This window comes from Microbacterium sp. NPDC078814 (assembly GCF_040702645.1).
Taxonomy (GTDB): Bacteria; Actinomycetota; Actinomycetes; order Actinomycetales; family Microbacteriaceae; genus Microbacterium.
Map to the genome: position 1 here is coordinate 1 of NZ_JBFBLT010000015.1, position 24830 is coordinate 24830.

The window sequence follows — 24830 nt, forward strand, 5'->3', positions numbered from 1 at the left end:
CTGCCCGAGGCCGCCTGGATCAACCAGCCCTCACAGGAGGCCCTCATACAGACCGCCTGACGGAATCTGTCTCACCCGCCTTGACACTTTCCGCTTCGATTACAGCCCGATCACGGAGCGACCGACGATTTCGTGGCCGAATGGGGCCCGAGTGGCGTTCTATGTCGGGCTGAACATCGAGCACTATCAGATCGACAAGCCCTCCACGAGCATCTTCGGCGGTACCGCGATGCTGCAGCCGGATCCTTCGGGAGCTGGGGTATGACTACGTCCTGGACTGGACGAACGACGATCAGCCGTATCCGCTGAACGTCGACGGGATGTTCAGCGTTCCCTACACGATAGAACTCAACGATGTGACGATGTTCGTGAGTAAGAGCTATACCGGCCCGCAGTTCCTGGAAGCGGTGATCGACCAGTTCGATCAGCTCTATTCAGACTCCGAGCACTCGGGTCGCGTCATGTCGCTGCCGTTGCACCCGTTCATCGTCGGCCAGCCGTTCCGCCACCGCTACCTTGATCGGGCCCTCGAGCACATCACGTCTCACGATGGTGTCTGGGTGACGACGAGCGATGCCATCGCGGCGCACTATCAGTCGACGGGGAACAGGAGAGCCGATTCGTGACGAATACGGAGCTGATCGATGAGTACGCACGGCTGCGCGACGAGTTCAAGGCCAAGGGATTGGGCGGCCGGATCGGCTACGGCGAGAAGCCGGCGCTGCTGATCGTCGACTTGATCACCGGATTCACGGACAGCCGTTCGCCCCTGTCAGGCGAACTGGAGTCACAGCTGGCCGCCACCAATGCCTTACTCGTCCCCGCCCGTGAACTCGAGATCCCCATCTTCTTCTCGACGGTCGCGTACGACACCGAATTGCAGGAGGCGGGGCTCTGGATCAAGAAGATCCCGTCCAACCACCTGTTGGTGGAGGGCAGCGAATGGGTGGAGGTCGACAGCAGGCTGGGCCAGCTGCCCCACGAGATGACCCTGGTGAAGAAGTACGCATCCTGCTTCTTCGGAACTGATCTCGCCGCACGCTTGATCTCACGGGGTGTCGACACCATCATCATCGTCGGCTGCACCACCAGTGGGTGCGTGCGCGCCTCGGCGGTTGACGCCTGCTCCTACGGCTTCCACACCATCGTCGTCGAAGAGGCAGTCGGCGACCGGGCAGCCCTTCCGCACCTGGCCAGCCTCTTTGACATCGACGCGAAGTACGGCGATGTCGTCAGCCTCGACGACGCACGTGCTTACCTGCGGGGGCTTGCGCAACAGAACGATTGACTGCAGTAACGCCGTGGGGCCAACTTCCTCTGTGCGGAATATTGAACCGGCGTGCAGGCCGAGATCCCGCAGATGCTGGCGCAGGGCGGCGGATCCATCATCAACACCGCCTCGTCCCTCGGGCAGGTCGCCATCGCCCACCAGTCCGCCTACGTCACGTCGAAGCACGGCGTCATCGGCCTCACCCGAGCCGCCGCGGTGGAGTACTCCGACAAAGGCATCCGCGTGAACGCAGTGCTGCCCGGGGTGATCCAGACGCCAATGATAGACGCGCTGGAGGAGACCTACCCCGGCTTCAAGGACGCGCTGCTGACGAAGCACCCGATCGGCCGACTCGGCACGCCGCACGACATCGCCGAGATGGTCGCGTGGCTCGGTTCCGACGCGGCCGCCTTCGCGACCGGCGCGCAGTTCGCCGTCGACGGCGGGTACCTCGCGATTTAGACGAGGTGGCCACGACGGACGGGAGGCACGGTGTCAGCTGACACCGTGCCTCACGTCCGTCACCGGTCGCGCCGCGACCCGCGTGTCAGCCGTTCTTCGCGGCCAGTCGGTCCGTCTCGCTGTCGTTCCGCCACCCGGCGGTCGCGCCGCCGTCGACGCTGTAGTTCTGTCCGGTCACCCAAGAGGACTCGTCGGAGGCCAGGTAGAGCGGCATGTACGCGATGTCCTCGCCCGTGCCGGGGCGTTGAATGAGCGCGTTGCCGACCTGCCAGGCCTTGCCCTCCGCATCCACCGCCTTGTCCGTCGCCGGGGTGCTGACGAAGCCAGGCGAGATCGAGTTCGCGCGGACGCCGTAGCGGGCGCCCTCCGCAGCGAGCGACTTCGTCATCGCGATGACGCCGCCCTTCGCGGTGGTGTGCGCGACCTGGCGAGCGGCTCGATCCCGCGACCTTCGCGATCGACGGAAAGCAACTCGAGATCGATCTCGAGTTCGAGGCCTGGGCCAAGAGCGCGCGCCGCATCGGCGCAGCCACCCGGCGTCCGGCGAGGACGTCGCGGGGCGGACGGGCCGATCTCAACACGGTGCGTGAATGGGCCAGTCAGAACGGACACCAGGTCAGCGATCGCGGCAGGGTTCCCGCGTCCATCCTCGAGGCGTACGACGCGGCGCACTGACGCGGTCACTCCTGGGCTGAGCCGCGCGCTGCGCGCCAGTGCTCCGTGACGGGATAACCGGAGCGCACGTGCGCGCGCACGTGGACCTCCCCCGAAGGGGATCCGCTGCCGCCCGGCTCCGGCGGCGGAGGGTTCTGTGTCCAGCCTGAGCCAGGGACCCAGACCGTCCCCGGTTGCACGGGCGCGTCGGCGAGCGCGGGATCGATCAGCTGACGCGCGAGAGCCACGGCCTCACCCAGATCGGTGATCCCGCCGGCTGAGGGCGTGCCGGCCGCGAGCACCCGGTAGGGACCGTCCCAACCGTCCGGGACCGTGAACGTAGTGAACGAGTCGAGCTTTGACAGTGCACGCTTCGCGTCGATGGCCATCTGCAGCTCGCGCAGGTCGACGCGCTGCGTGCGTGCAATGGTGACGATGTCCACCAGGTCTTTCGCGCGGCTGCTGGGGCGGCCGTTGTAGGTGCTCATCGTCGCAGTGACCTTCTCCGCGACCTGATCGGAGATCGGGAACAGCCGGTAGGGGTGCGACGGGACCGGCCGCCCCAGCTGCAGCCGCGTCGACGGCTCGATCGTCTCGACGCGGCCGACCGGGGGAGGGCCGACGACCACGTCGATGGGGATGTCGGAGATCCTCCGGCCGGTGTTCGCGTCCAGACATGTGAACACCAGGCGCCGGGTCGCGACACCCGGCTGGTTCTCTCCTCGCCCGGTCGCACGGGCACGGGTGAGCTGGAACCGCACATGGTCGCCGAGATCACGCGCGGCTGCCTGCTCGAGCGCCTGCTGCGCGGCATCCAGATCGGCGGCGCCGGTCGAGGCCAGATCCAGGTCTTTCGTCGACCGTGACTTCGGCACCCGGGCGAGCATCGCCGTGCCGCCCTTGAGCAGCCACTCGGACTCTTCCCCCTCCGCAAAGACCCGGCTGAGGAAACGATCGTGCTGTGCCTGCACGATCTGCGCATTCACATCCAGCGCGCTCGCGCCGTCACCGGCTGCCTTCGTCGCGGCCGCCTTGATCGCCTGCGCAAGCCCCGTCCAGTCTTTGTAGCCGTCGGGCTCAGGCATCGGCCGGCACCACCGCGTCGACGCCCGCAAGAGCGAGCAGATCAGCCGCGAGCGCGGCACCCGAGGGGTACTTGTTGGGCTTGGCCAGCGGCTCCAGATACTCGGTCAGGCGGGCGGGGGAGAGCAGCTTTCCCGCGTCCGCGGCGTCGGCGAGCGCATCGGCGACGAGGGAGCGGTCGACCCACTGCTCGATCAGGTCGGCGATCGTGCGCTCGACGCTCATGGTCGGCATCCCGTCGACGGAGACCACCTCGGTGGGCGCGAGCTCGCGGGTGCGGAGCCGCACCCCGTCCAGGCGGGTACCGCGGCGGGTGGGAACGACGAACTCGAGTGGCCCGGGGAACCAGTCGCCGATGCCATGCAGCTGCGCGGCCGTCTGGCCTGCGGCGACGACGGGCGGGACGCCGGTGTCTGTGCGGGGACGGTCGGCGCCGCCGAGGGCGAGCCAGGTCGCGAGGATCGCCTCCTGCTCGTGCTCTGGCGCGCCGGCGAGGCGGTAGACGCCGCGCGCGACGCGGATGAGCGCGCCGCTGTTGGCGAGGCGCGTCAGGGTCGGGCGCGCCACGCCAGCCTCGAGCGCCTGGGCGGTGGTCACCAGGCCCCAACGCTGTGACGCGAGCTCGCCCAGACGAGCGAAAGTTGATCCTGCCATGCGCACAGTGTAGCGAGAAACCGCAACAAACGTTGTAGCTCGTTCAGATTGTCGACTTCGAGCCTCTGGGGCCACCCCTTAGCAGTGAGGGGGTTCCAAACCCTCGGGAACGGGTTATATTCGGGAATATAACCATCTGTGAGGAGGAGAAGATGCGGACCCACACCTGCCCGCCGGACCACAAGCACGGGCTGACCTCCACCTGCTACGTCGTCCACCTCTGCGGGTGCCGCGCCTGCATGGACGGCAACGCGCGCCGCCGCCGCGACCGCTACCGTCTCCTGGCCTACGGGCGATACCAGGACGCGCACCAACCCATCGAGCCGATCCGGCAGCACCTGCAGGCACTGGTCGACACCGGGATGATCCCCGAACGGATCGCCATCAGCGCCGGCGTCGGCGGCGCCACGGTCCGTCGCCTGCTCAACAGCGAGACGGCACGGTTCGTCACCGGCGCCACCGCCCGCAAACTCCTCGCAGTCACCCCCGACAGCAGCACTCTCGCCGCGCAGGGCCGAGTCAACGGCCGCGGCACCCGCCGGCGCCTCCAGGCTCTGGCCGCGATCGGATGGAACCACCACGAGATCGCACGCCGACTCGGCTACCCGCGCTGGAAGGTCAACAAGGCACTCGAAGGCGCCTACGTGGACATCCGTGTCCACGACGACATCGCCGCGCTCTACGACGAGCTCTGGGACCAGCAGCCCCCCACCCACACCCGAGCGCAGCGGGTCGGCCGCTCCTACGCACTCACGGTCGCACGCCGGCACGGCTGGCTGCCGCCGCTGGCCTGGGACGACATCGACACCGACCCGGCACCGCCCACAGCCGGGCAGGAACCCCTGCTCGACGAGATCGCGATCGAGCTCGCTCTCGCCGGCCAGAACGTCCGCCTCACCCGAGACGAGCGCCTCGAAGCCACCCGACGCGGGACCGAACGCGGACTCAGCCTCACCCAGCTCAGCGACCTGCTCGGCGTCGACGTCCGCACCATCGACCGCGACCGTGACGACCTCGGACTCCGGCAGGCCGCCTGATGAGCAAGACGCTCGACATCCTCGAAGCCGCCCTGCACGGCACCACCGCCGGCTACCTGGCCGGATGCCGCAGCAAGGGAGGATGCCCGAACCACGGCAACCGCCAGCTGCTCACCTGCACCGAAGCGGCCCGCGCCCGCCGCCACTACTTCTCGCTCGCCTCGCTCGAGGAGACCGAGCCGATCACCCGGCAGATGCTCCGCGACGCCAAGAACAGCCCCTTCGCACCGAAAGAAGCCGCAGATGTCTGACCAGCCGAACACCTTCACCATCGACTCCACCAAAGAGGGAGAGTGGCTGCGGGTCGTCCGCGCGCTCGGCGGCCATCGCTGGGCCCTGTCGCTGCGCTTCAACCCCCTCCCGCTGACTCAGCGAGGCGCCCGGCACACCCGGCCAACGCGGCAGCCCACACCCCACGCGGCAGCAGGCCACGGGCCGAACGCGAGACTGCACCTGCCCAGCTGCGCGATCTCCCCCCAGCTCGGCAACGGCCGCGGCGCCCACCTCAAGCAGATCCCCCACCTGGGCCGAACCGAGGAGCACTGATGACCGACATCGCCGTGCGCCTCCAGGAAGCCATGACCATCCAGACCGGCACACCCGTCACCGTCCGATGGAGCTTCCGCGAGTTCGCGCTCAACTGCACCCGCCGCGACGGCCGCCCCCTCACCCAACGGATGCACAGGCTCTTCCAGACGCTGCTCAACCGTGAAGCGCTCCGCGAGCTCACTCCAGGAGAAGACCCAACGATGGGATCCCGCGCAACCCTCATCGAGATCATCGACGACCTCGCCGTCAGCGCCGACCACCAAGGCGCCCGCGCGGCCGCGCTCGCCGAGGTCCTCCTCAGTGCCGGCATGTTCCACCTCGGCGACCAGCTCCGCCGCCAGAGCCACGCACTCTCAGAGCTCGACGCCGACGACGAAACCCTCGAGGTCATCGACGAGGCACGCACCCAGATCGCCCGAACCATACTGCTGCTCGACCAAGCCGACACCGCACAGGCAAAGGAGCGCAGATGAACCGACGCACCCGCCGCGCCAGCACAGCCCTCGCCGCGGTCGCAGCTCTCGCGCTCGGCTTCGGCGCCCACCAGCTGGGCATCACCTCCTGGATCGACACATGGACGCGCCCGCAGGCACCCGCCCCGGACCCGACCTACGACTACACCGCGCTCGCCGCAGTCGCGCAGGAGCTGCCGCTGATCGATCCCACCGAGGAGATTCCCGAGTATCGCCGCGCCACGTTCGGCGAGCGCTGGATCGACATCGAGGGAAACGGCTGCGATCAGCGAGACGATCTCCTCGCCGTCCAGCTGCAGGACGTCGTCCGTGACGGTTGCACGGTGCTCTCCGGCGTGCTCGACCCCGATCCGTACACGGGCACACGCATTGAGTTCGAGCACGACCGGATCGCCGCCCCTGGAGCCCCGGGAAGCTCCGGCGTCCAGATCGACCACATCGTCAGCCTTTCGGCGGCGCACGCCGGGGGCGCGTGGGCGTGGACCGAGCAGCAGCGCATTCAGTTCGCCAACTCGTTCGACAACATCGTCGCCGTCGATGGCAACACGAATGCGGCCAAGAACGACCACGGGCCAGCCCTGTGGCTGCCATCGAACGCCGACTACGTGTGCACCTACGTCGCCCGCTACACGGAGATCGTCGACACCTGGCACCTCGCGGTCGACGAAGCCGACCGCGGTGCGCTCGTGGACACGCTCTCAACCTGCGCTGCCCAGCAAGCCAGCGACGAGAGCGGGAGCATGTCGTGAAGCCGCTACGAACCCGCGTGGGATCTCGCCGCGCGCGCCTGACGCTTGGCCGCGCGAGCGCGGTCTACGACCTCGTTCGCATCCGTCGTGTCGACACCGAGGGTGCGCCTGATCACCTCGAGCTCGGCGTCGGTCCAGCGGGTGCGCCCTCGCATCCGCTCACCGAACGTGACGACGTTCAAGCCGAGCAGGTCGATCAGAGCCGCCTGCGTGGGAACCTCGGGCGCCCCCGCCCCGTCCGCGATCGCCGCCCGCAACCGCTCCGCGAAAGCCGCATCGCGCGCCAGTCCCGGCATCAGTCGCGGCCGGCGGCCGCGCTGCGAGGGCGCCCTGCGCGCGCGCTCCTGCGCGAATGCGTCGATCGCGGCCTCGTCGTAGAGCGGGGAGTTGCCTTCTATGGCAACCGGCTCGGGGAGCAGAGGACCCTCCTGGCCGGCTCTGCGCAGCTTGTTGCTGATGGAGCGCATCTTGTAGACCGCGACGACGGACACGCCGAGCTTCTCGGCGACGTCCGCCGTGGTGAGGTGCCGTCCGGTCATCAGCGCTCCTCTCAGCTGGATGAATATAACCACTTTCGCGGTTACGGCGCGCCGCGGCAACCAGACCCAACTTGGTTGGGGATGCTGGGGCGCATGGCTAACAAGGACGCGGACGCCATCCGTGAGGAGCTCCGTCGCATCGGCCAGCAGCTCGCGCAAGCGGACGAGCTGCGCGAACGCCGCGGCAAAGTCGTCGACGAGGCGCGCGCGGCCGAGCTGACCCAGCGAGAGATCGCCCTCCTGCTGGGGATGACCGAGGAAGGGCTGCGGAAGGCGCAGAAGTCCTACCACGGACGCGGGCGCTCTTACGGCGGCCGCCTCGCGTCCTAGCGACCCCGCCAGACCTTCATGGAGCGCCCGTCGACTGCGAAATCTGATTGCAATTTTCAAGCACTCTTGACTAATATAACCTGACGAATGAGGGGGTGAGATGGACGAGCTGAACTACCGACCCAAGCCGTGGACGCCGAAGGACGTGCCCACGATCTGGGTCGACCAGACCACCGGGCAAGGCGTCACCGACGCCGGCACGCCCGTTCGCCCCGTCATCGGCGAGCGCCGCAAGAACCCCAACCTGACGGACCTGCTCGACACGGCTGCCTCGTACGGCGCTAACCGCATCATGCTGACCGGGAAGCGCCCCGAGCCTGCGCCTGGCGTGCGGCACTGGCTGTACGTCCAGACCCCGAACTGGAAGCCCGGAGCCCACTGGGTCAACAACGGCCCGCCCACCGGTCGGTTCGAGCACGCGGTCACCGGCTTCAAGATCGAAGTCCGCACCGCGGAGGAGTGGTTCGGCGACGGGCCGCTGACCCCTGCCCAGGCTCGTCTGGCCTGGAACGTCACCGCGTCGATCATTCGCCACGCCGACGAGAACGCGCGCCTGTTCAACAGCCCTGCCGCCACCGGAACGAACCTGTGGGCGCTGTCGCTGCCGAAGAACATCAACCCCGTGCCGGTCGAAGACGACATCGCCCAGGAGATCCACTTCACCTCGGGCCTGCACCACTACGACCACCTGGTCGCGGGGGAGTCGTTCGCCAAGCACGAGGACTGCGTCCCGCTGATCGACCCGGCCAAGACGAAGAAGATCAGCGAGTTCGCCTACGTCGACGGCCGGTTCATGTTCGCCGGCGTCGGGCGCGAGCTCGGTATCGGCCCCGCGATCCGGCTGAACCAGGCCGCCGCGTACGAGCTGCTCGAGCAAGACCCCTACGCGCGCGCCCGCTTCCACGTGCGGTTCCGCGTCCCTCAGGGCTGGAACCACGTTGGCCTGCTCGGTGTGAAGCACCTGGACGTTCGCGAAGGCTGGTTCTATCCGAACCGGCCCGGAGCGGTGCACGACACCTGGGCCGACGGCAGCGAGATCCACGTCGCCCTCAAGCACGGGTGGGAGATCCGCCCTCACGAGGCCGTGGTGTTCCGCAAGGCCAAGCCTCTAGACACCTTCACCGAGCGCATGACGCGCGCCCGCGAGCGAGTCCAGCTGCAGGACGAGATGCACCCGGACCTGCGCCGCGCTGTGCTCGCCGCGCTGCGGAACATCATGCTGCACTCGATCGGTGCATTCGCCGCCGCGGGCCGCGACGAGACCCGCGTCGCCGCGTCGCCCGATGACGTCCCGCCCGAGTACAGGGCCAAGATGCTGCGACAGGGCAACCTCTGGATCTATCGCATCCCGTCGCGCCCGAACGACCGCACCCGAAGCTTCTACCACCCGGAGCTCGCCGCCCAGGTCTGGGGTCGCGCACGCGCTCGCGTCCTCCACGGCCCCAGCTCCCTCGGCGGCTACACCTCCGGTGCTCTCACGGTCGACCCCTCGACGCTCATCGGCATCCAGGGTGATGCGATCTACACGACCAAGCTGCCGGCGTGGTCCCTGCCGGACCGGTTCATCGGCGGCGGCGACGACGGCAAGACCGGGCGCCTGCGCCTGCAGGGCTACCTCAACGGATCCTTCATCACGCCGGAGACGCTGCGGCAGCGTGACGCGCTGAAAGCACGTGCCGAGCGGGCCGGCATCGCCAAGGCGCTCGAGCAGGCAGAGGAGAAGGGCTGATGGCTGACCAGCAGCGCACCGCCCAAGACCTCATCCGCGATCTGCGGCGCAAGGGCATCAGCACGGCCGAGATCGCCGAGGAGCTGCACCGCTCGCCTCGAATGGTCCGCAAGATCCTCAACGGCGAAACCAGCGGCGCCCTCTACCGCCAGGCGCTCCAGGAGCTCGCTGACACCGGACGCCTCACCCACGTCCCGCCGCGGCGCCGGCGCAAGGACGGCTCGATCGCCCCCGTGCGAGGCAAGGCCGGCGCCAAGCCCGTCATCCCCGAAGACCTCAGCGGCACCTACGTTGAGGGTCGCCAGGGTGGTCGGCTGCGCGTCGACGTGGCATACGCCACCGGGGGCGACCGGTACATCGAGATGCGCATCCCCAAGGGCCGCACCGCGAAGGGCCGCGAGCAGGCGAACGCCGAACTGATCAAGCAGGTCCGCAACGCCGCCAAGGGCCAGTCCCACGACAAGCAGAAGCAGATCACCGCCCACCTGACCTTCTCCAACGGCCGCGTGATGGAGGTCAACTCGTACAACGCCTCGACGATGCTCAAGCGCATCCACGAGAACGGCGGCGACGCCCTCGGCTGGTTCCGCGAAGAGTCGAAGAACCGATACGTGAACCTCGACACCAGCCGCGACACCATCACCGGCGTCACCCTCAACGTCGTCAGCACGGCCAAGACGACCGAGTACCAGAGGCAGGCCGAGCGCGGCCGCACTCGCCGCCCCCGCTCGCTGTCGCCGGCGGAGCTCATCAGCATGGAAGAGAAGCGGCGCATCGAGGAGCGCCGCGCTCGCCGCCGTGGAAACCGAGGAGGTGGTCAGTGACCATGGCCGCCCCGAAGAAGCCCACAGCTGCAGCGAAGCCCCGCGCACGCAAGGCCGCGCCCCCCGCTGAGGAAGTCACCAGCGACGTCGACCAGGCAGCGACGTCCGAAGCACCCGCACGCGCACCTCGCGCAAGCCAGAAGCCGGCAGCGGCGAGCGCGACGCCTCCTGAGTCGGCCGAGGCGGAGACGCCACCGCCGGCGAAGAAGAAGCGGGGGCCCTACAACGTCGTCTACGTCCAGAAGAAGCCCGTCTCGATCCGTCTCCCCGACGACGCGCTTGAACTGATGGACTGGGCCAAGCAGGATGCAGCCAGCCGCGGCGACCGCCTCACCAAGGACGAGATCGTCACCGTTGCGCTTCGCGCCTACTGGGGCCGCAAACGGCGCCGCGGGTAATGACCGTCTCCTGAGCTGCTGGCAGGGAAGTCGAGATGAGTGAAACTAACGGGCCGGCCGAGTTGCCGGTCTACTCGATCGCCGAGGCATTCGTGAAGCGATCCGGAATGTATATCGGGCAGCCCGTCACGTTCGAGCGAGTGCACACGTTCCTGCTCGGTTTCGAAACGGCGATGTTGTACGTTCGCGACGAGCTCGCGCGCGATCGCAATGCGTTTCAGCCCGTGGGCGTGCTCGGTCAGTTCCGGGAGCAGCTGCGATCCGAGGGGCGGCTCAGGTGGGACTCCTGGTCCCTGACGATCGTGGCGGAAGCGATCGGCTGGACTGGCGACGAGCCTCCGGCGATCGACGATCTGACCGAAGAGCAGCACCTCGAGGCAGTCCGGGACCTTCTCCCGTTGCTCGAGAAGGTCTTTGCCCTCCCCGCGGAGCTTGTCACCTCGCTCCGTGACTCCGCCTGAGAAGGGTAGGCACCCCACCGCTGTCGGTGTGTCGTCCCGCCCATCGAGTTCGAGAACGCGTTCTATGCTGTGCGGCGATGATCAACCTGACCGCCACCGTCCCGCTTGGACCGCTGACAGAACTTGTCGGACGATCCCTCTCGGCGACTGGGAGATGGGTCAACTCATCCGGTAGCGCCTACCTGTCATATCCATCACTCAGAGGATCCTGACCCGGACGAACGATCGCAGTCGCTCGAGGGCAAAGGACCCGTGCGGATGTCGCGCGTCACACCTCGACCTCGAACGGCAACTTTCGCAGTGTCGTCGCGGAAATCCCGGTGCTCTTGTACATCCGGGCGTGGGCGTACTGGATCTCCGGCAGCAGATCGATGCGGCCGATCGCCTCCAGCATGATCTCGTCGGCCTGACCGGTGAGATGACGCAGTTCGGGGATCGCGTACCCGCCCACGTACTTCCCGGAGTTGAGATCCCAGGAGCGCACGGCCGGCAGCGCCTCCTCGATCCTCTCGCCGAGCTCCACCAGAGCATCGAACGTGTCCTGCCCGTAAGCGTGCGGGGAGAATGGGATCTGCGACATCGTGCCCTTGGTGACGTTGAAGCAGTCGCCCGTGAACGTCCACCACAGGAACGCCAGCCGCGACGCCGCGATCGCGCTGGCCGCGAGCTGGTCCTTCCGGTTCTGAACGAACAGCTTCCCCTCGTTGAGGGGCACCGTGGCGTGCGTGGTCTTGTCGTAGGTGACCGGCGGCACCGTGTACGTGCTCAGGAAGTACGTGGCGGTCTTCTTGAAACCGACGGAGTAGTCGCTCACACGGACAAGCGGCGTCGAGGAGATCGTGCCCTTCGCAAGCAGCGTGTCGATCAGCTCGAACATCGCGTCGCTGCTGGCGCGCATCCAGTTCGGGGTCCGCGAGCCGGCGGGCCGAAGCGAATACCGCAGTGTCGCCATCAGATGCGGACGGAACGCCTCGATCCAGCTGTGGGTGAGCGTCGTGTGCAGCTCGGAGACGCTGCCATACCCGGCGGCGGTGATGATCGTGCTGCGCACCTTCACCTGGAACAGGGCAGCCGGGCGTTCCTGGAAGGTGCTCACCCAGATCGCATCGAACCGCCGCTCGTAGAACTTCCGCAGTGACTCGTCGCGATCGGCGAACTGGCTGCGGATGGGAACGATCAGGCTGAGCCGGCCATCCGGGCGCGTGATCTGCGCCGAGCGCTCGCAGCAGGAGGCGTAGATGTCGTCGACGTTGTCTGTCTCGAAGCCGGTGATGCGGTAGCTGAGCTCGCGCCGGTTGACGTAGGGTGGGTTGCCGATGACGACGTCGAAGCCGCCCTGATTGGGGTGTGACACGTCGCCCCGCACCGGCAAGAAGCGCGGCCCGTACAATGTCCAGCGCATCGAAAAACACCCCGCGACCTTCCGACTACCTCCGGACGTCTTCGAGTACATCAACCAGGCACGCGACGAAGCCGCGGCCCGTGGTGATCGCCTCACCAAAGACGAAGCGATCACCATGGCAGTCCGCGCGTTCTGGGGCGGCAAGCGCCAGCGCCGCCGCTGATCACCACACCGACATAACCGACGAAAAGAACTCTGGAGGCATCTGATGAGCCGTCGATCTATGCTCGAGCAGGAAACCGATCCGCTACACCCCGCGCGGATGCTACCGCGCACCTGAGACGAACGCGCGGTCCTTCACCGAGGATGGCTACATCTCGACATGATCAACCGAGGCAGCGAGAAGATTTCGTGCGAAGAGGTGGAGGACCTCGTCTACCGCTATGACAGCTTCGATCTAGCGGCCGCCGTCGCGATGCTCGACCCCGTGTTCAGCGAGCGGGTATGCGTCTACGTGAGTCTCAAGGAGGGCGGCCCGCTCGGGCTCGAACGGATCCGCGCCGCCATGGAGTCCGCCGGGGTGGCTAAGCATAAGCACCCCGAGCGGCTGATCGCCGTCGACGACATGCCCCTCACCAAGGTAGGCAAGATTGACAAGAGGGAGCGGAGAGGGCTTTGCCCGCCGCGACAGCGCCTAATGGGGCAGACGCTCAGCGCCCGCGCCGCCACGCGAGCCAGTGGCGGATGCTCTCCTCGAGCGCGTGCAATAGAGGCAACATCACCCAGATGACGCACGCGACGGTCAGTGGCGTCGTACATAGGATCTGGAGGTACGGCGGCAGGCCGGTCAGGAGCGGAGCGATGAAGTAGGCGTTGAACATGGCAGGCGGTACCAGCGCGATCCACACTAAAATCGCCGTCCACCACCGCGGGCGCGCGGGACCGGCCGTCGGGATTGCACCGGTGAGGGCGTCCGGAGTCAGTGGACGGGCCTGCCCGATCGTGAGCGGCACGGCCTGTTGCAGGTGCGCCTGCCGCTCCTTACTGTCCTCCCACCGGATGAGGTCATGGGGGGAAGCGAACGTGATCTCGACGACAACCTGGCGCCGGTGCCGTTCCGAGACTCGGACCTTCGACTCCCGGTAGCCGGGGAACGACTGGGCCCGGCCGGTGAAACCATGCGCCCACTCGGTGAGATCGTCCAGCCGCCCGGGGACGGCTGTGCGCGCCACCCGAGCCGTGACCGTGAGGTTATCTGGTTGCATGGTGTCCTCCCGGGGCAGAGGAAGCCCCGTCTCCCAGCGTATTGCGCCGATGACGCGGCACTGAACAGCTTCCGACCATCGGGGTCCGGATCAATAGCGCGAAATAGTGCTCTTCCGAGCAGTGGAGTGTCACCGCCACTGCCGCCTCACGCAGGATGGAAAGTTGAAAGACCTGGATCGACGGGGAGGTCATTTGCACGAGGCGTTTCGCTTGCTGCGGGAAGAAAGGCTCAAACGAGGCCGATACCATCGCCGAGCGACGGTGTATCACCCGGACGTAGAAGAGGTCGACCAGCTCTACGGTGTCCGGCTTCAGCTGGAGTCCTTAGGCGCGCGCCGGACGGTGGACGGATGCTGCGCTCCGAGATCGGCGCTTCGCGCGAGTACGGGACGCTAATGGATGCGGCGCTGGCAGTCGGTGACATGGGCGCCTGGCTGGTGGCGCACCACGCGTTCCTCCGCTGCTGCGTCGCGCGTGCAGACATCCCGTTGGGGCGGGTAGTGGACTCCTACCCGGAACGCTGCTTACACATCTATCAGTTGTGGCACCCGCAGTCGTTCGCCATCGCTCATCGCGAGTACGAGGCCGTCCTCGAGTCGATCGTCAGGCGTCCGACGCCCAGGGGATCGATCTGTCGCCGCTGGCGACCCACGAGTTCGCCTTCGACGATGCCGCCGCCGCCTTCGAGCAGTCCCGCGACGCGTCCAGCAGCCTGAAGGTCCTGCTCCGACCGTAGAGCGCCTGGGCCGTCGGGGCCGTCACAGGGAGCCACGCGGGCGGCGTGGGGTGGCACGGGCTGCAGTGGCACCGCGGAGACGATCCTCCCGCCTGTCGGGTCGGCATCGGAGCGCGCGGTGCAGGAGGAGCGCGCCCACGTTGCAAGTAAGCTTTCTGCCGTGCAGAATCGACAGCTCGGGTCGCCGGGCGATCCACCCCAGTATCCGATCGAGTCGGTCGACAACGCGCTGAAGCTGATCCTGCTGCTGGGTGAGGAGCACGAGCTGCGGCTCACGGACGCCGGTGCCCTCCTCGGGGTGGCGACCTCGACCGCGCACCGACTTCTCGCGATGCTGGCATGGCGCGGCTTCGTGCGGCAGAACCCGGTGACCAAGGCTTACGGCCCTGGCCCGGCGCTGACGACGGTGGCCTTCTCGGTGCTGCGCAGGATGGATGTCCCGAGACTGGCGCAGCCGATCCTCGAGGACCTCAGCGCCGCCCTCGGTGAGACCTGCCACCTGGGCACGCTCGAGGGCAACCATGTCCGATTCCTCGCCGTTGCCGAGCCCGATGTGGCCGTGCGCGTGGTTTCGAGACTGGGCAAGACCCTGCCGGCGCATTGCACCTCGACCGGCAAGGCGCTGCTTGCCGAGCTGAGCGACGAGCAGCTCTTCCGGCTGTACCCGGACGAGCAGCTCGAGATCGTCACACCGAACTCCATACGTTCCCGAGACGAACTCGTCGCCGAACTGGTTCGGACACGACTGGACGGTTATGCCGTGAATCGGCAGGAAAGCGAGGACGGCGTGGCGAGCGTCGCGGTCCCGGTCCACGTCTCGTCGGGACTGCGACTGGCGATCAACGCCTCCGCGCCCGTGCAGCGGTTACCGCCGGGCAAGGTCAAGTCCCTAGCGCGGTCACTGCAGGACGCCGCGATCCGCCTCGCCGAACTGTTGGGGTGAACCGGCCCGGGTCGTCGTAGCGCCCATGGATGCGCTGCGCACGCGAACACGCCGCTGATGAGCGTGGCTGCGGGAGCGACCGACCCGCCGCCGTGGGCCTCAGTGCCCGTTGGCCGGATCGTCCGGGTCGCGGGCGGCTTCTTCGCCTTGATCCAGCCCACTCAGCGTCGCCATATCCTCCGAGCTGAGCGTGAAATCGAAGACGTCGATGTTCTGCGCGAGATGCTTCTCATCGCCGGCGCGCGGGACGGGAACGATCCCTTCCTCGATGTGCCAGCGCAGTAGGACCTGTGCGGGCGACTTGTCATACTTCGACGCGATCGCGGTCACCGCGGGATCGGACAGCAGGGCTCCTCCGCGTCCGAGCGGGCTCCACGCCTCGGTCAGGATGCCGTGAGCGCGCTGGAAGCTGCGCTGTTCGACACGGGCGATGTCGACGCTGAGCTGGATCTGATCGACGTCGGGGACGACACCGGTCGCGTCGACGACGCGCTGAAGGTGGTGAGACTTGAAGTTGGAGACGCCGATCGCCTTCACTCGTCCCTCTTCGAGCAGTCTCACCAGACCCTTCCACGCTTCGACGTATCGGTCGAGGGCCGGAACCGGCCAATGGATCAGGAACAGATCGAGGTAGTCGACGCGAAGGGTCTTCAGCGATCGGTCGTACGCGCGCTGCACTCCCTCGACGCTGTGGTCCTCCTTGTTGAACTTGCTCGTGATGAAGACCTCGTCACGAGGGATGCCCGATGCACGCAGACCGGCACCGACGGCCTCCTCATTCGCGTACTTGTACGCCGTATCGAACAGGCGGTAACCGTAGCCGACCGCCTTCTCGACCATCGTTGCGCACTCGTCTCCCGTGAGTGGCCACGTGCCCACCCCGATTCGCGGGATGCGGTGACCGTGCAGGAGGGGGAGGGTGGTGTCGTCAGCTCTCATCGGGCGGCCGCCTTCGCCGGAGCCGTGCTCGAGGGCTCGAGGAGGGCGCGCAGCCGATGTATCAGCTCGTCCGCCTTCGCTCGCGAGGCGACCGAGCGGCGGGCGTCGACGAGGGCACGCGGCCAGTTCACGATGACGGCACCTTCGGCCTGCCCTTGGCTCTCGCCGTACACGACGGCGAAGCGGTCCTGCGCAGGGTCGCCCACCATCGTCCAGTGATCAGATCCGGTATGCCCGACGATCTGGATCTTCCAGTCGTACTGGTCGCTCCACACATACTCCGTCGGGTCGTAGCTGCGCAGGTCATCCGGGTGAGCGATGTTATGCGCGACAATCAGCGCCTGATCCGTCGCGCTCGTCCAGTGCTCCAACCGGATCGGGTCGGGATGCCGTCGGTTCATGAATCGTGCCACGTCGCCGATCGCATACACGTGGGAGACGCCGACGGCGGCAAGCGTGCCTTCGCAGACGACACCGTTATCCAGCGCGAGGCCCGACGACTCGAGCCACTCCGTGTTGACGACCGCTCCGATACCGAGCAGGACAGCGTCGACATCCAGCGTCGCGCCATCGGTGAGCGTGACCTGGACGCGGTCACCCGTGCGCTCGACGTTCTCGACGGAGACGCCGAAGCGTAGCTCAGCACCCTCCCTGCGGTACTTCTCCGCGAAGATACCGCCCACTTCCATATTCATCGCCCGGCCCATCGGAGCACCGATCGGTTCGATGATGGTGACCTTGACACCGGCCGCAAGCGCTGTGGCGGCCGCCTCGGCGCCGATGAATCCGGCGCCGACCACCGCGAGGTGGCGGCCCGGAACGAGCTCCTTGCGCAGCTCGTCGGCATCGGCGCGGGTACGCAGCACGTGGACGCCGGGAGTGGAAGCCCACGGGGTTCGGCGAGCTCGGGCACCCGTCGCGATGACGAGGATGTCGTAGGTCAGCTCGCTGCCGTCGGCGAGCGTCAGCGTCTTGCCGGCAGGATCCAGCTCGGTCGCGGCGACGCCGAAACGGGTCTCGACCCGCAGGCCTTCGAGCGCTTCCGCCGTCGTCAGCGCGATCTCCGGGTCGGATGCGGCGCCGCTGAGGTACTTCTTCGACAGCGGGGGACGGTCGTAGAGGGGATGGCTCTCCTGGTCCACCAGCGTGATCGCGCCGGTGAACCCCTCCGAACGAAGATTCTGTACGAGCTTGACTCCGGCGACGGAAGCACCGACGACGACGACGTGAGACATGCGAATCGGCTCAACCCTCGACAGACAGCGCCGAGACCGGGCAGCTTCGGGCGGCTTCCTCGACGCGAGTGCGCTCCGCGTCCGGCACCTCGAGCTGCAAGAGCACGACCTTGCCGTCGTCGTCGATGTCGAAGTAGTCTCCCGCGGCCACGACGCAGTTCGCGTAGCCCTGGCAGAGGGAGAGGTCAGCCTTCACCGTGGCCATGGTCATTCCTCGTTGATGATGGGTCGGGGTCGGGGAACACGGGCGCGTACGGCGACCCGATCATCGCTGAGAACGTCTGGACGGTCTGCCAGGTGAGCGCCTCCAGCTCGAGCGGGTCGAGTGCGATCCATTGTCCGGATTTCGGAGAGTCGATGAGCAGACGCGTCCCGTTGCGGGTCTCGACCCGGCTCACCGTGATCTCAGAGAACTCGTTGGCGATCGTGAGCGGCTCGCCGACGGTGCGCGCGACCAAACGTGCGCGCTCCTCGGCGGCGGCGATCGCGGCGGCCCGATCGACGTCGGCGCCTTCCCACTCCAGGGTCACAGGAAGATCGCCAGGTTCTGGGTGCGCAGCACCGACTCGTCGACGAGGATGACGCGGCGCGCGAGCTTGTACTCGCCTCCGACGTCACGGAACACATCCTCCCGGTGGGCGGAGATGATCGACGGCTCGTTCACGTCTCCTCGGCTGCGGAACAGCAGCATCGCGGAGTCGGCGAGCACCTCGCCGGGCACGTCGGTCTCGAACACCCGCACGTTGGTCACGAAGTGACGCAGCCGGGACGGAGGGTCCTCGGTCCAGGCATGCTCGGTAAGGAACCGTGCGACGCGCCGGCTGAGCGAGTACTTGTTCTCGTCCCAGTGCGCCATCCCGGGGGACGTGCTGAAGGGCGTGCCGAGTGCGGTGGTCACGCGGACGGGCATGACGTAGTGGATGTCTTCCGTCAGCATGTCCAGCCAGCTCTCATACCGCTGCTGGTCGAGAGTGTAGGCCTCTTCGACGAGCCAGCGATGGATCGTGGCGTGCAGCTCGCTCGTGAAGGGCAGGGACGAGCCCACCCGGTCGGCGAGGGTTGACGACTTGCGAAGCCGGGAGACTTCGGAAACTGCCTTGCCGGTCTCCTCGATCATCGGACCACCTTCTGACCATTGTTCGTGATGCCCGCAGGTCGGGGCTCGACATCCAGTGGCGGCTCGCCGCCGATCGACAGGGCACGGAAGTCGACGCCCTCGTACTCCGACTCCAGGTAGTCCGCCCAGCGGTGGAGCAGATGGCGCTGGTTGTACTCGCCGTAGCCCACGTGCGCGACGCCGGGGCCGGCGAACTGGTCGGGGCCGAGCGGCTCGACGACCGGCGATCCATCCTTGAGGATGCCCATGCGGCTGTTCAGGAGCAGGCGCCGCGCCATTGATCCCTTCGCCGTGTTCGTGAGCGAGACCCAGTTCTCCACGTCGTCCTGCTCGAACATGCCCGTCGACCCGAAGCACATCAGGTAGGCCTTGTACGACAGTGCCTTGAACTCCTCCGGAGCCTCAGCGTCGACCGCGAACCAGGAGTACACCTCGGTCTCGTCCTCGCTGATCGGAAGCCACGTCCGGATGGAGATGAACGGGAGCACGTCCTCGTCCGAACCCTCCTCGACCTTGGGCCAGTTGTGGACGAAGGACATGTTCGGGAAGAGCGAGGCCGCGGAGATCATGAACCCGTCGCGGCCGATGACATCGAGCTGCTCCTGAGACCAGGTCGCCTTCATCCGCTCGACCATCTCGTCCGGGTAGCCGACGTACCGCAGCCGCTCCTCGAGCGTGCCCGGCGGGAGCTTGTAGGTCGTGCCGCCTCCGTTGCCGGCCCAGTATGTGTTGCCGTCCTTGCGCTTCTCGGCCTTCGGCTCGCGGAACAGCCCGATCTCGACGACCGAGGTGTGCGTCTGGGGCGTGTGGTACATGTCGCCGGCGAAGTTCTCGGCGCCGATCTTCCAGTTCGCCTTGACGCGCCACCGCTGCGGGCCCCGGAGCTCGATGCCGCTGGGGCTCTGCCGGGTGTAGTAGTCGAGATAGAACTTGAAGTCGCCGATGTAGTCCTCGAGGCTCGGCGCATCCGGGTCCATGCTGATGAAGATCAGGCCGTTGTACATACCGAGGTTCGGCGCCGGCAGGAGCCGTGCGCCCTTTCGGCTGAACCCGGCCTCGCCGCCGTAGGCCTCCTCGTGGAAGGGGAGTCCGACGATGCGTCCGTCGTTGCGGTAGGACCACCCGTGGTACGGGCAGCGGAAGTGCGAGGCGTTCCCCATCTCGGCCCGGCAGACCTGCATGCCGCGATGCAGGCACATGTTGAAGTGGGCGCGGATCTCACCCTTCTCGTCGCGGACGATGATGAACGAGTCGTCGAGTATTCGCCGGACGACGTAGTCGCCGGCCTGAGGAATCTCGGACTCGTGGCCCACGAACAGCCAGGCGCGGCTGAAAAGGTTCTTTCGTTCGCGCGCGAAGATCTCCGCGTCGTTGTAGATGTACGCCGGTATCATTCCGCGACGGATCTCGTCGTAGATCGTCATGCTGGAAGTGCTCATCGTCGCGCCTATCCGTAGTGTAATGCTTCGACACCGCTCCGACGTCGCACGTCGAAGCGGGCCGAGGCATAGTTTCTGATGTGCAGAAATTGATTCTGCCACACACGCGCGCCTTACGTCAAGTGGGCCCGAGGAAGGCCTTCGCGGCCGCGCTCGGAGGAGGAGGCGATGCGTCGCGGCTGCGAGGACCATCCTCCCGTCCCAGAGGGTGGGCATGCTCCTCTGGAACACAGAAACCGCTTCTGCTGGAAACGAGGAGTCAATGATGAGCCCGTCGACCGATGTCGCAGACCGGGAATGGACCGTCACTCTCGATGGCAAGCCGTGGGCCAGTGCCGCGCGCTACGAGGTCGAGAACCCCACGACCGGGCGTCCCCTGACCTCCGCCCCCGACCTCTCCGAGGAGGAGGTCGGGCGCGCGGTGGCGGCGGCGCAGGCTGCGCAGCCGGCCTGGGGCGCGATGCCGCCCCGAGCCCGGGCCGCCGTGATCCGGCAACTCGCTGCGACGATCCGAGAGCACCGTGAGGAGCTCGCCACTCTCGACGCACTGGACGGCGGGTTCACCCTCTCGATGATGAGGGGCGATGTGGACGCGGCGGCGGAACTCATGGAGATCTTCGCCGACATGGCGCTCGACCTCGGTGGCCGGACGATTCCGGTGAGCACGAACCTCCACTACACCATGCAGGTGCCCTACGGAGTGGTCGCGCGTATCGGTGCGTTCAACCATCCCTTCTTCTTCGCGGCGGCGAAGGTCGCCGCGCCCCTCGTCGCCGGCAACGCCGTGGTCCTCAAGGCCCCGGACCAGACGCCGCTGTCTTCGTTGCGCCTGGCCGAGCTCGCGGTCGGGATCCTCCCGGACAATCTGTTGATCACCGTCAGCGGTCGCGGCGCGGTGACCGGACGCGCGCTGGTGCGTCATCCCGAGGTCCGCCGGATCGGTTTCATCGGGTCCACCGCGACGGGGCAATCGATCCAGCGGGATGCAGCCGAGACCGGAGTCAAGCACGTGTCGCTCGAACTGGGCGGAAAGAACGCTCAGATCGTCTTCGCCGACGCCGATTTGGAGGCGGCTGCGGCCGGTGCCGTCGCGGGTATGAACTTCACGTGGGTCGCCGGACAGAGCTGCGGCTCGACGAGCCGCCTGCTCGTGCACTCCTCGGTGGCCGACGAAGTGATCGGCCGGGTCGCCGAGCGCATGGCCGCGATCCGGGTGGGAGACCCGCTGGACCCGTCCGTGGACATGGGCCCGCTCGTGTCGGAGGCACAGTTCCAGAAGTCCATCAGCGCCATCGCCGAAGGCAGGAAGGCGGGTGCCACCGTGGCGACGGGCGGCGGCCGTCCCGCCGGCCTCGATGAGGGGTGGTTCGTCGAGCCGACGCTGCTCACCGGTGTCAGCCCCGGGTCGTTCGTCGAGCAGAACGAGATCTTCGGCCCCGTCCTCTCCGTCACCACCTTCGACGCCGACGAGGAGGCCGTACGGATCGCCAACGGCGTCCAGTACGGGCTCACCTCGAGCATCTGGACGCGCGACGTCACGCGCGCCCACGTCGTCGCCCGGCAGATCGAGGCCGGCTACATCCTCGTCAACAGTGGCAGCCGGCACTTCTGGGGACTGCCGTTCGGAGGGGTGAAGGCTTCGGGGATCGGCCGCGAGGAGTCCCTCGACGAACTGATCTCGTACACCGAGACGAAGACCGTGACCGTTCTGCTCTCGTAGGGGGGCAGCGCTGCGCGCTGTACGTCGTCGCAGCAAGCGCGGCGCGATCCATGCCGGCGGTGCTGGGAGGCGCTGTTCCCGTCAGCCTCGGGCAAACCCCGTCGAGGCGAAGGCCGCCTGCAGGGATGCCTGGGCGCCGAAAACGTTCCCCGGGCCATCACAGAGGCGACACAGCAGTACACGAAGTGGTCGGCTGAGATCCCCCGGGCGGAGCGGCTTCCGGAGTTCCTCGAGCGAGCGTTCCAGATCGCTTCCACCCCTCCCTACGGTCCGGTGCACCTCGGCATTCCGATGGACTTTCTGGAAGAGGAGATCGAGTTCACCCCGGGACCGGTGACCGAGTATCTGCATGAGGCGCTCGATCCGGATGCGGTAGAGCGTCTCGCCCAGATTCTCAGGACGGCGGCCAGTCCGGTCATCGTGGTGGGGACAGAGGTCGCGCGGTACGGTGCGATTGCCGCGCTGGAAAGGCTCTCCGACCTGGTGGACGCGTCCGTGCTCGGGGAGATCAAGGGCGCCGACCTCGCCTTCCCGAACACCAATCCGAGGTACGTCGGCAAGCTGACCGCATCGAGCCCTGCACTGGAGGGCGCAGACGTCGTCGTCCTCCTCGGCGCCGAGCTCACCGAGGGGCTGGCGATGCCCCTGCCGGATTTCGGTGACAGCCTCGTGGTGCAGGTCACCGTGGACCCGCTCGCTCTGCGCCGGCAGTACGCAGGTCAGGTCGGCATCCTCAGCCACCCCGGGCGCCTGCTCGATGCGGTCGCCGATCGCCTCGCTGAAGGCGGAGCGGTACCCGTGAGCTCGGGCGGGCGGGTGCGAGGGCTCAGAGAGCGCTGGGAAGCGGGCCGCGAAGCCTTGCGGTCGCGCCTGCTCGGCGAGGCTGATGGCGCGGTATCGGCGGCCCACATCGCGGACCTCATCCATCGCCTCGGCGGCTCCGAGACGATCGTCGTCAACCAGTGCGGATCCGCGGAGGGCTTCATCGACACACTCGTCGACTATGGCGCACCGTGGACGTATTTCGGCCTCTCGGGGAAGGCGAGTGCTCAGGGTTGGGGCGCGCCGGCGGCGGTCGGCATCCAGATGGCTCGTCCCGATCGTCGAGTGATCGCCGTCCTCGGCGATGGCGGGTTCATGTTCAACTCCACAGCGATCCACACCGCTGCCGCGTACGACGTTCCGGTCGTCTACCTCGTCCTCGACAACGGGGGCTGGCGGGACGTCGCGACCGTGACGGGAGCGATGGGCAGCTCGCTCGGAGAGCCCGGCGCAGAGGATGCGATGCGCTGGACCTTCCGGCCCCCGATCGACCACGCATCGTACGCCCGAAGCCTGGGACTGAAGTCTTGGCGGGCGTCCAACCCGGAGGAGCTCGAGAGCGCGTTCGCCGCCGCGTTCGCCGAGGATGGGCCGACGCTGATCCAGGTCGCGTCTGCGATGGGCGATGTCCGGGTCTTCGGGCAGGCGTTCGCGTGAGATGTCGAGCAGGAGTGACAGCGCCGTATACGGTGAGTGAGCCGCGTGTTCGGGCTGACAGCGACACGTACGTCTGCAGTAGGGAGCGATGAAGGATGTCAACTGGTGATCGACTAGGGGTTCGAGAGGATCTCGTCGATGCGAATCGCATTCTCGTCCGCCACGGCATCCTCGATGCTTTCGGCCACGTGAGCGTCCGTGACCCCGACGACCCGAGCAGGTTCCTCATCTCCAGAAACCTGGCCCCCGGCCTCGTCACGCCCGACGACATTCAGGTGATCGGATTGGACGGGACGACCGCGGACGACAGACCGAGCTATCTCGAACGATTCATCCACGGCGAGATCTACCGGGCACGCGCCGATGTCCAGGCCGTTGTCCACAGCCACTCCGCGTCGATGGTGCCCTTCAGCATCTCCAGGACGCCTCTGCAGGCGGTGTGGCACATGGCGGGCTTCCTCGGCGAAGCGGTCCCGGTCTTCGAGATCCGTGACAGCGTCGGGTCCTCCAGCGACCTGCTGATCCGCAGCGGTTCGCTCGGCGCGGACCTTGCTGCGACCCTCGGGGGCGCGGCGGTCGCACTCATGCGAGGACACGGATTCGTCGCCGTGGGCGACTCGATCCCGCAGGCGGTCGCCCGCGCGGTCTACGCGGACCTCAACGCCCGAGCACAGGTGACGGCCGGTCAGCTCGGCGGCTACACCGCCCTCACCGCAGAAGAGGGCGCCGCGGCCGCGGAATCCAACAACGGGCAGCTCACGAGGGCCTGGGAGATCTGGAGAGCCAACGCCAGGCGCGGGGAGAGCGTCTGAAAGCGCGCCTCCTCCAGGCGCGCTGAGCAAATCCGCCCGCTCGCGGCCGGCGCGTCATCGCGTCGGCGAAGCCGGCCGTTCGCCCCTGGTGGGGCGGTCCGGCATGCCGGCACACGCCGCCCGCGCCTAACGGCTCGCGCCATGTTGTGTATCTGACACACACAACAGTAGTAGGGGGGGTCGGACATTTGACGGGCCGGGGGGTGGACACGGGAGCGCCCCGCCGGATCGTCTCGGCGGGGCGCTCGGGTGCAGCGTTATCGCGCCGTCCACCACCGCGGGCGCGCGGGACCGGCCGTCGGGATTGCACCGGTGAGGGCGTCCGGAGTCAGTGGACGGGCCTGCCCGATCGTGAGCGGCACGGCCTGTTGCAGGTGCGCCTGCCGCTCCTTACTGTCCTCCCACCGGATGAGGTCATGGGGGGAAGCGAACGTGATCTCGACGACAACCTGGCGCCGGTGCCGTTCCGAGACTCGGACCTTCGACTCCCGGTAGGGCCGCGTCCGTTTGAGTGGTGGTCTTTCGCTTCGTTGCGATGATCAGCTGTCGTTAGTTTAGGCGGCGGTGATCTCGGGGAGTATCACCGCCTC

At 67.4% G+C, this 24830-nt stretch carries 32 protein-coding genes; 20 read left to right on the forward strand and 12 right to left on the reverse strand.

Going from position 1 to position 24830, the window contains the following annotated elements; all coding sequences use genetic code 11:
* The first annotated feature begins 320 nt into the window (after positions 1–320).
* The 3 genes from AB0300_RS17920 to AB0300_RS17930 are packed head-to-tail and all read left to right on the forward strand — an operon-like array spanning position 321 to position 1732.
* The gene (locus AB0300_RS17920; protein ID WP_005050797.1) at positions 321–626 is read left to right on the forward strand and encodes a hypothetical protein; all 306 of its coding nucleotides are present in this window, start codon (positions 321–323) and stop codon (positions 624–626) included.
* Positions 623–1288 carry an N-carbamoylsarcosine amidohydrolase gene (locus tag AB0300_RS17925; protein ID WP_005050795.1) on the forward strand — a complete coding sequence of 222 codons (666 nt, stop codon included), beginning with the start codon at positions 623–625 and terminating at the stop codon, positions 1286–1288. The genes AB0300_RS17920 and AB0300_RS17925 overlap by 4 nt, the downstream gene beginning before the upstream one ends.
* Before the next feature lie 51 nt (positions 1289–1339).
* The gene (locus AB0300_RS17930) at positions 1340–1732 is read left to right on the forward strand and encodes an SDR family oxidoreductase (protein WP_005050794.1); all 393 of its coding nucleotides are present in this window, start codon (positions 1340–1342) and stop codon (positions 1730–1732) included.
* Positions 1733–1817: 85 nt separating this feature from the next.
* Here AB0300_RS17930 and AB0300_RS17935 read toward each other — a convergent pair whose 3' ends face one another.
* Positions 1818–2261 carry an SDR family oxidoreductase gene (locus AB0300_RS17935; RefSeq protein ID WP_082157159.1) on the reverse strand — a complete coding sequence of 148 codons (444 nt, stop codon included), beginning with the start codon at positions 2259–2261 and terminating at the stop codon, positions 1818–1820.
* Here AB0300_RS17935 and AB0300_RS17940 point away from each other — a divergent pair.
* The gene (locus tag AB0300_RS17940) at positions 2189–2407 is read left to right on the forward strand and encodes a histone-like nucleoid-structuring protein Lsr2 (protein WP_082157160.1); all 219 of its coding nucleotides are present in this window, start codon (positions 2189–2191) and stop codon (positions 2405–2407) included. The genes AB0300_RS17935 and AB0300_RS17940 overlap by 73 nt on opposite strands.
* Before the next feature lie 5 nt (positions 2408–2412).
* On the opposite strand, the gene AB0300_RS17945 is transcribed toward AB0300_RS17940, so the two are convergent.
* Positions 2413–3531 (reverse strand): nucleotidyl transferase AbiEii/AbiGii toxin family protein, encoded by a 1119-nt coding sequence (locus AB0300_RS17945; RefSeq protein WP_236969047.1) that lies wholly within the window; start codon positions 3529–3531, stop codon positions 2413–2415.
* On the reverse strand, positions 3464–4123 hold the full coding sequence (locus AB0300_RS17950) for a type IV toxin-antitoxin system AbiEi family antitoxin domain-containing protein (protein ID WP_005050774.1): 660 nt from the start codon (positions 4121–4123) through the stop codon (positions 3464–3466). The genes AB0300_RS17945 and AB0300_RS17950 overlap by 68 nt, the downstream gene beginning before the upstream one ends.
* A 152-nt stretch (positions 4124–4275) precedes the next feature.
* Between AB0300_RS17950 and AB0300_RS17955 the strand changes: the two genes are divergently transcribed.
* Genes AB0300_RS17955 through AB0300_RS17975 form a run of 5 tightly spaced genes read left to right on the forward strand, consistent with a single transcriptional unit; the run spans position 4276 to position 6931 of the window.
* Complete coding sequence (locus AB0300_RS17955; protein ID WP_005050771.1) at positions 4276–5160, forward strand: hypothetical protein; 885 nt, start codon at positions 4276–4278, stop codon at positions 5158–5160.
* On the forward strand, positions 5160–5411 hold the full coding sequence (locus AB0300_RS17960) for a hypothetical protein (RefSeq protein ID WP_005050769.1): 252 nt from the start codon (positions 5160–5162) through the stop codon (positions 5409–5411). Before AB0300_RS17955 ends, AB0300_RS17960 begins: the two co-directional genes overlap by 1 nt.
* Positions 5404–5706, forward strand: a complete 303-nt coding sequence (locus tag AB0300_RS17965) for a hypothetical protein (protein WP_005050767.1) — start codon at positions 5404–5406, stop codon at positions 5704–5706. The genes AB0300_RS17960 and AB0300_RS17965 overlap by 8 nt, the downstream gene beginning before the upstream one ends.
* Positions 5706–6182, forward strand: a complete 477-nt coding sequence (locus tag AB0300_RS17970; RefSeq protein ID WP_005050765.1) for a hypothetical protein — start codon at positions 5706–5708, stop codon at positions 6180–6182. The genes AB0300_RS17965 and AB0300_RS17970 overlap by 1 nt, the downstream gene beginning before the upstream one ends.
* Entirely contained in the window at positions 6179–6931 is a 753-nt protein-coding gene (locus AB0300_RS17975; protein ID WP_005050763.1) for an HNH endonuclease family protein, read from the forward strand. The genes AB0300_RS17970 and AB0300_RS17975 overlap by 4 nt, the downstream gene beginning before the upstream one ends.
* A 5-nt stretch (positions 6932–6936) precedes the next feature.
* On the opposite strand, the gene AB0300_RS17980 is transcribed toward AB0300_RS17975, so the two are convergent.
* The gene (locus tag AB0300_RS17980) at positions 6937–7470 is read right to left on the reverse strand and encodes a helix-turn-helix domain-containing protein (protein ID WP_005050761.1); all 534 of its coding nucleotides are present in this window, start codon (positions 7468–7470) and stop codon (positions 6937–6939) included.
* Between the two features lie 93 nt (positions 7471–7563).
* Here AB0300_RS17980 and AB0300_RS17985 point away from each other — a divergent pair, with 93 nt between their 5' ends.
* The 5 genes from AB0300_RS17985 (at position 7564) to AB0300_RS18005 (ending at position 11212) form a co-directional block, all read left to right on the forward strand.
* A complete protein-coding gene (locus AB0300_RS17985; protein WP_043340519.1) occupies positions 7564–7800 on the forward strand; it encodes a hypothetical protein in 237 nt (78 codons plus the stop codon).
* A 100-nt stretch (positions 7801–7900) separates the two neighbouring features.
* On the forward strand, positions 7901–9529 hold the full coding sequence (locus AB0300_RS17990; protein ID WP_005050756.1) for a hypothetical protein: 1629 nt from the start codon (positions 7901–7903) through the stop codon (positions 9527–9529).
* Positions 9529–10353: a hypothetical protein gene (locus AB0300_RS17995; protein ID WP_047801722.1), complete on the forward strand. Its 825-nt coding sequence runs from the start codon at positions 9529–9531 to the stop codon at positions 10351–10353. Before AB0300_RS17990 ends, AB0300_RS17995 begins: the two co-directional genes overlap by 1 nt.
* Positions 10350–10751, forward strand: coding sequence for a hypothetical protein (locus tag AB0300_RS18000; RefSeq protein WP_005050751.1), 402 nt, complete (start codon positions 10350–10352; stop codon positions 10749–10751). Before AB0300_RS17995 ends, AB0300_RS18000 begins: the two co-directional genes overlap by 4 nt.
* Before the next feature lie 35 nt (positions 10752–10786).
* Positions 10787–11212, forward strand: a complete 426-nt coding sequence (locus AB0300_RS18005) for a hypothetical protein (protein WP_005050749.1) — start codon at positions 10787–10789, stop codon at positions 11210–11212.
* A 268-nt stretch (positions 11213–11480) separates the two neighbouring features.
* On the opposite strand, the gene AB0300_RS18010 is transcribed toward AB0300_RS18005, so the two are convergent.
* On the reverse strand, positions 11481–12758 hold the full coding sequence (locus AB0300_RS18010) for an Eco57I restriction-modification methylase domain-containing protein (protein ID WP_363381032.1): 1278 nt from the start codon (positions 12756–12758) through the stop codon (positions 11481–11483).
* Positions 12759–12936: 178 nt separating this feature from the next.
* Here AB0300_RS18010 and AB0300_RS18015 point away from each other — a divergent pair, with 178 nt between their 5' ends.
* Positions 12937–13344 carry a hypothetical protein gene (locus tag AB0300_RS18015; RefSeq protein WP_005050745.1) on the forward strand — a complete coding sequence of 136 codons (408 nt, stop codon included), beginning with the start codon at positions 12937–12939 and terminating at the stop codon, positions 13342–13344.
* Here the strand turns inward: AB0300_RS18015 and AB0300_RS18020 are convergent.
* A complete protein-coding gene (locus AB0300_RS18020) occupies positions 13265–13819 on the reverse strand; it encodes a hypothetical protein (protein ID WP_005050743.1) in 555 nt (184 codons plus the stop codon). The two genes, AB0300_RS18015 and AB0300_RS18020, sit on opposite strands and share 80 nt — an antisense overlap.
* Positions 13820–14170: 351 nt before the next feature.
* On the opposite strand from AB0300_RS18020, the gene AB0300_RS18025 reads away from it, so the two are divergent.
* The gene (locus tag AB0300_RS18025; RefSeq protein WP_062633834.1) at positions 14171–14536 is read left to right on the forward strand and encodes a hypothetical protein; all 366 of its coding nucleotides are present in this window, start codon (positions 14171–14173) and stop codon (positions 14534–14536) included.
* A gap of 138 nt (positions 14537–14674) precedes the next feature.
* On the forward strand, positions 14675–15499 hold the full coding sequence (locus AB0300_RS18030) for an IclR family transcriptional regulator (RefSeq protein WP_005050741.1): 825 nt from the start codon (positions 14675–14677) through the stop codon (positions 15497–15499).
* A gap of 99 nt (positions 15500–15598) precedes the next feature.
* On the opposite strand, the gene AB0300_RS18035 is transcribed toward AB0300_RS18030, so the two are convergent.
* The 6 genes from AB0300_RS18035 to AB0300_RS18060 are packed head-to-tail and all read right to left on the reverse strand — an operon-like array spanning position 15599 to position 20229.
* Positions 15599–16438, reverse strand: coding sequence for an aldo/keto reductase (locus AB0300_RS18035; protein ID WP_005050739.1), 840 nt, complete (start codon positions 16436–16438; stop codon positions 15599–15601).
* Positions 16435–17673 carry an FAD-dependent oxidoreductase gene (locus tag AB0300_RS18040; protein ID WP_062633832.1) on the reverse strand — a complete coding sequence of 413 codons (1239 nt, stop codon included), beginning with the start codon at positions 17671–17673 and terminating at the stop codon, positions 16435–16437. Before AB0300_RS18040 ends, AB0300_RS18035 begins: the two co-directional genes overlap by 4 nt.
* Before the next feature lie 10 nt (positions 17674–17683).
* A complete protein-coding gene (locus AB0300_RS18045) occupies positions 17684–17878 on the reverse strand; it encodes a ferredoxin (RefSeq protein WP_062633830.1) in 195 nt (64 codons plus the stop codon).
* The gene (locus tag AB0300_RS18050; protein ID WP_085603657.1) at positions 17859–18203 is read right to left on the reverse strand and encodes a hypothetical protein; all 345 of its coding nucleotides are present in this window, start codon (positions 18201–18203) and stop codon (positions 17859–17861) included. Before AB0300_RS18050 ends, AB0300_RS18045 begins: the two co-directional genes overlap by 20 nt.
* Complete coding sequence (locus tag AB0300_RS18055; RefSeq protein ID WP_062633826.1) at positions 18200–18790, reverse strand: 3-phenylpropionate/cinnamic acid dioxygenase subunit beta; 591 nt, start codon at positions 18788–18790, stop codon at positions 18200–18202. Before AB0300_RS18055 ends, AB0300_RS18050 begins: the two co-directional genes overlap by 4 nt.
* On the reverse strand, positions 18787–20229 hold the full coding sequence (locus AB0300_RS18060; RefSeq protein WP_228164524.1) for a Rieske 2Fe-2S domain-containing protein: 1443 nt from the start codon (positions 20227–20229) through the stop codon (positions 18787–18789). Before AB0300_RS18060 ends, AB0300_RS18055 begins: the two co-directional genes overlap by 4 nt.
* A 265-nt stretch (positions 20230–20494) precedes the next feature.
* Between AB0300_RS18060 and AB0300_RS18065 the strand changes: the two genes are divergently transcribed.
* The 3 genes from AB0300_RS18065 (at position 20495) to AB0300_RS18075 (ending at position 24240) form a co-directional block, all read left to right on the forward strand.
* On the forward strand, positions 20495–21949 hold the full coding sequence (locus tag AB0300_RS18065) for an aldehyde dehydrogenase family protein (RefSeq protein WP_062633835.1): 1455 nt from the start codon (positions 20495–20497) through the stop codon (positions 21947–21949).
* A 273-nt stretch (positions 21950–22222) separates the two neighbouring features.
* The gene (locus AB0300_RS18070; RefSeq protein ID WP_062633824.1) at positions 22223–23428 is read left to right on the forward strand and encodes a thiamine pyrophosphate-dependent enzyme; all 1206 of its coding nucleotides are present in this window, start codon (positions 22223–22225) and stop codon (positions 23426–23428) included.
* 95 nt (positions 23429–23523) lie between these two features.
* A complete protein-coding gene (locus tag AB0300_RS18075) occupies positions 23524–24240 on the forward strand; it encodes a class II aldolase/adducin family protein (protein WP_062633823.1) in 717 nt (238 codons plus the stop codon).
* Positions 24241–24830: the final 590 nt, after the last annotated feature.